The sequence below is a fragment of the Pseudovibrio sp. POLY-S9 genome, assembly GCF_001431305.1.
GTDB lineage: Bacteria > Pseudomonadota > Alphaproteobacteria > Rhizobiales > Stappiaceae > Pseudovibrio.
The window spans coordinates 346,381-351,001 of record NZ_LCWX01000237.1 but is presented as its reverse complement, the minus strand read 5'-3'; the positions used below and the strand labels follow the sequence as shown (position 1 = coordinate 351,001).

Sequence of the window (4,621 nt, the reverse complement as noted above, 5' to 3'; positions counted from 1 at the left end):
TCGTTGCAAATGAGTTGGAAGTCACCGAAGAGGAAACCTTCCTTGCCAACGGCCTGTTGGCGCTGAATGACCTGTCTCAGGCTGTGAACGTCAAACGCGATGATCTCAAGTTCCCGCCATACACTCCGCGCTATCCGGAACGCATCCGCGAACACGGCGGGGATTGTTTTGCGGCTATCCAACAAAAAGACATCCTGATCCACCATCCCTACGAGAGCTTCGATGTTGTCGTCCAGTTCCTCCGCCAAGCCGCCCAGGACCCGGATGTCGTCGCAATCAAGCAAACGCTGTACCGCACATCCAACAACTCGCCGATCGTCAAAGCCCTTGCAGAAGCTGCAGAAGCTGGCAAATCCGTCACCGCGCTTGTTGAACTCAAAGCCCGCTTTGACGAAGAAGCCAACATCCGTTGGGCGCGAGATCTGGAGCGCGCTGGAGTACAGGTCGTCTTCGGCTTCCTTGAGCTGAAAACCCATGCGAAAGTCTCCATGGTTGTCCGCCGTGAGCAGGGCGGTTTGAGAACCTACTGCCACTTCGGTACCGGCAATTATCACCCAATCACAGCACGTATTTATACCGATCTGTCCTACTTTACCGCAGAGCCAGCAATGGCACGCGATGCGGCTAAGGTGTTCAATTACATCACAGGTTACGCAGAACCGGGCGAGCTGGAGCGACTGGCCGTTTCTCCAATGAGCCTGCGCAAGCGCATCATTCAGCACACAGAAGAAGAGATTGCCCACACCAAGGCAGGTCGTCCGGGTCAGATCTGGATGAAGATGAACTCTCTGGTAGATCCAGGTGTCATTGATGCATTGTACCGCGCCAGTCAGGCAGGGGTACAAATTGATCTGGTCGTGCGCGGTATTTGCTGCTTGCGGGCAGGCGTGCCGGGGCTCTCTGACAACATCCGCGCTAAATCAATTGTGGGAAGATTTCTTGAGCACAGCCGTATCTTCTGCTTTGGCAATGGTCACGGGTTGCCCTCTGATGAAGCCCATGTCTATATCTCATCAGCGGATATGATGCCGCGCAATCTGGATCGTCGGGTCGAGACCCTTGTTCCTGTTAAAACGCCAACAGTACACAAGCAGATTCTTGATCAGATCATGGTTGCAAATCTAGAAGATAATCAACAAAGCTGGCGTCTGCTTCCAGACGGTAGTCATGAGCGCATTGTTGCAGAACCAGACGAAGATCCGTTCAACGCACACAAGTTCTTTATGACGAACCCATCTCTGTCTGGTCGTGGTAGCTCGCTACAGGGCGATAGCCCAAAACTTTTTGTAGAACGGCCGAATAGTGACAGATATCTCGACGAGTGATGAGCCTCGAGGACGATTTACAGACCCGGGACCAATAGCAATCATTGATATTGGTTCCAACTCTGTCCGTCTTGTAATTTATGAAAGACTGGCGCGTAACCCGACAGCGTTGTTCAATGAAAAAATCCTGGCAGGACTGGGGCGCGGCATAGGCGCGACTGGTCGTCTGGGCGAAGAAAATGTTGCCACCGCACTACGTGCTTTGGTGCGGTTTCGCCGTGTCTGCGATCATGTCGGTGTCATCAAACTGCACATTCTGGCAACAGCAGCATCTCGCGAAGCTGAAAATGGCGCCGAGTTCATTGCAAAAGTAGAAAACATCTGCCGTGCCAACGTACAGATCCTGTCTGGCCGTGATGAGGCATTCTACTCAGCAATGGGGGTTTTCTCCGGTTTCTGGCGGGCAGATGGCCTTGTCGGAGATTTGGGCGGCGGATCATTAGAGCTGGTCGACATCAGTGCACATGGCATCGGTGACGGACGAACATTCCCGCTTGGCGGTATTCGGCTGCAGGAATCCTCAGAAAAAGATCTGGCACTGGCCAATGAGATCGCCCGTGAAGAGCTGGAAAAAGCCGACTGGCTCGGCAAGGCTAAAGACCGCAATTTCTATGCGATTGGCGGAACGTGGCGTTCACTTGGCCGTTTACATCTGTATCAACAAGGCTACCCGCTGCACGTGATGCATGATTATACTGTGCCTGCTGAAGTCATGATTGATTTCTGCGAACAGCTCATGCGGGATGATCTGAGCAACGAGCCAAGCATTCAGGTGATCTCTAAAGCGCGTCGTGGATTGTTGCCATACGGTGCAACGGTGATGCGGCAGACCTTGTTGCATTGTCAGGCAGATCAGGTCGTCTTTTCTGCACTCGGCGTGCGGGAAGGGTACTTGTATGATCAGCTTGATGAAGACGGTAAAAAGCAGGACCCTTTGCTCACCGCAGCCCACGAGTTGGGTGTGCTGCGTGCCCGTGATCCCTCATATTCAGCCGAAGTGGTTGAGTGGAGCGAGCAGGCCATGCGTGTGGCTGGTGTGGACGAAAGCGAAGGCGAACGCCGCCTGCGCATTGCGGCCTGTCAGCTAACGGATATCGGCTGGCGTGCTCATCCGGATTACCGTGGTCAGCAATCACTGAACATTATTTCTAATGGCGGCTTTGTAGGCATTGATCATGCGGGTAGGGCATATCTGGCACTGACAGTGTTCTATCGCTACGAAGGCCTGATGGATGATGCGCTTTCACCGGCCATTCGTAGCCTGAGTAATCCACGTCTCATGAAGCTGGCACGTATGCTTGGCGCGACACTGCGTGTTGCGGCATTGATCAGCGCTTCCATGAATGGCGTGTTGCTCAAGAGCAAGCTGTCGCTGGTGAACGACAAACTCGTACTGGCTCTCCCGGCAGAACTTGCGGACATGCAAGGGGATCGTTTGACAAAGCGCTTGAACCAACTAGGGCGCGTTATGGATCTGGAAGCCGAAGTCAGAGTGCTTTAATAAATCTGAGACAGATACAAGAAAGCCCCGACAAGTTTTGCCGGGGCTTTTCTTATTTATCAGTAAGTTATGATGAGTAGTGGATTCAAAATCTTAATCAGACTTTGGCTTGTTGTTCTTGTTGCCACCACGACGGCGAGAGCTGTTTTCAACACGCTCAACCGGTTCACCTTGTTCGCAAATGACGACCTGACGGCCATTAAAAGCAAGGCCGATTTCGCCTTTTTTCAAGCGCAGCGCATCTTCACCAAAAAGCTCTCGGCGCCAGCCGGAAAGAGCCTGAACCTGCGCATCTCCACTTGATGCAATCTTGTCCAGATCATCGACCGTCGCGATAACTTTCGGTGCCACACCAAAGCTTTCGCTCTTCATCTTCAAAAGCACCTTCAGCAAATCGACAGCCGCAGACGCTCCGTCCGGAGAAGGCCGTCCTTTTGGAACTTCTGGCAGATCGTCCTCAGAAATCTCCATAGTGCGTTTAACCGCGTTGAGAATGTCCTCAGCATGTCTGGAACGTTCAAAGCCACGTGGGATTGTGCGCAAGTGCCCCAAAGCTTCAGATGTCTGAGGCTTTTGTGTTGCAACCTCAAAAATCGCATCATCTTTGATAACGCGGCTACGAGGAATGTCACGCTTTTGCGCTTCCTGTTCACGCCAGAAGGCCAGTTCCTTTAAGACAGCCAGATCGCGTGGTTTGCGGACGCGCAACTTCATGCGCTGCCACGCTTTCGCAGGATCACTGCGGTAGGTGTCGATGGAAGACAGCGTTGCCATCTCATCTTCAACCCAGTGGTTGCGGCCCTTCTGTTCCAGTTGCTCTTTCAGGAACTGGTAGACGTCGCGCAAGTGAGTCACATCAGCCAATGCATAAGCAAGCTGTTTGTTCGTCAATGGACGCCGGGACCAATCTGTAAACCGGGATGATTTGTCGATCCGCTCACCCGTCACTTTCGAAACCAGCTGGTCGTAGGAAACTGAATCCCCAAAGCCACAAACCATGGCTGCAACCTGACTGTCGAAGAGAGGTGAGGGCACAAAGCCACCCAGATGGTAGATTATTTCAATATCTTGCCGTGCAGCATGGAACACCTTCACGATGTCCGTATTGCGCATCAATGCAAAAAAAGGTTCAAGATCCAGATCTTCAGCCAGAGCATCAACCAACACAGCATTATCTGGATTGGCAATCTGAATGACGCAGAGTTTTGGCCAGAAGGTCGTTTCCCGCAAAAACTCGGTATCAACTGTTACGAAATCTGAATTAGCAAGCTTGGCACACGCTTGCGCAAGCTCTTCTGTAGTTGTGATCATCTTCATGGTGTCAAAGTCTATAGCGTAAGCGAACGGGCTTGTCCCTATCTAAGTTTCTCGTTTTCTCATCAAGTGGTTGTAAATGTCGATTTTTGCTCTCTATGAACCAAAGGGTCGCAGCCAGAGCCTCGCGAAAACCACGTAGGTAGAGGAAACTCGGGAAATGTCCGCAAGAAACAGCGCCAAAGTTACAGACTTACTTGACTTTAGGAGGCTGACATGTCTTTTCCAGCCGGATGACCTTTTGACGAGGTCAACCAGTTTCTGAATTTTATGATTCACTAGATTACCACTGAGGACGCTATGCATCGTTATCGAAGCCATACCTGCGGAGAGCTGCGGGCGAATAATGTAGGTGAAACCACTCGCCTTTCTGGCTGGGTGCACCGTGTACGCGATCACGGCGGCCTGCTGTTCATCGACTTGCGTGACCATTACGGCCTTACGCAGTGTGTTGTTGATCCGGACTCCCCAGCATTTAAAC

Annotated in this window: 4 protein-coding genes; 3 read left to right on the top strand and 1 reads right to left on the bottom strand. The window is 52.0% G+C overall.

Features of this window, described 5'->3' with window-relative positions:
• On the top strand, positions 1-1,325 hold a 1,325-nt coding region (ppk1, locus tag PPL9_RS34435; RefSeq protein ID WP_244273466.1), incomplete at its 5' end, for a polyphosphate kinase 1.
• The gene (locus tag PPL9_RS25550) at positions 1,303-2,826 is read left to right on the top strand and encodes a Ppx/GppA phosphatase family protein (RefSeq protein WP_082597110.1); all 1,524 of its coding nucleotides are present in this window, start codon (positions 1,303-1,305) and stop codon (positions 2,824-2,826) included. The genes ppk1 and PPL9_RS25550, both read left to right, overlap by 23 nt.
• Positions 2,827-2,919: 93 nt before the next feature.
• Here PPL9_RS25550 and rnd read toward each other — a convergent pair whose 3' ends face one another.
• A complete protein-coding gene (rnd, locus tag PPL9_RS25545) occupies positions 2,920-4,143 on the bottom strand; it encodes a ribonuclease D (protein WP_057465334.1) in 1,224 nt (407 codons plus the stop codon).
• 297 nt (positions 4,144-4,440) lie between these two features.
• On the opposite strand from rnd, the gene PPL9_RS34430 reads away from it, so the two are divergent.
• The coding region (locus tag PPL9_RS34430) for an OB-fold nucleic acid binding domain-containing protein (protein WP_244273464.1) at positions 4,441-4,621 on the top strand (181 nt) is incomplete at its 3' end.

Coding starts and splice junctions, on each gene's coding strand:
- rnd (WP_057465334.1), bottom strand. CDS start 4,143: ATGAAGATGATCACAACTACAGAAGAGCTTGCGCAAGCGTGTGCCAAG.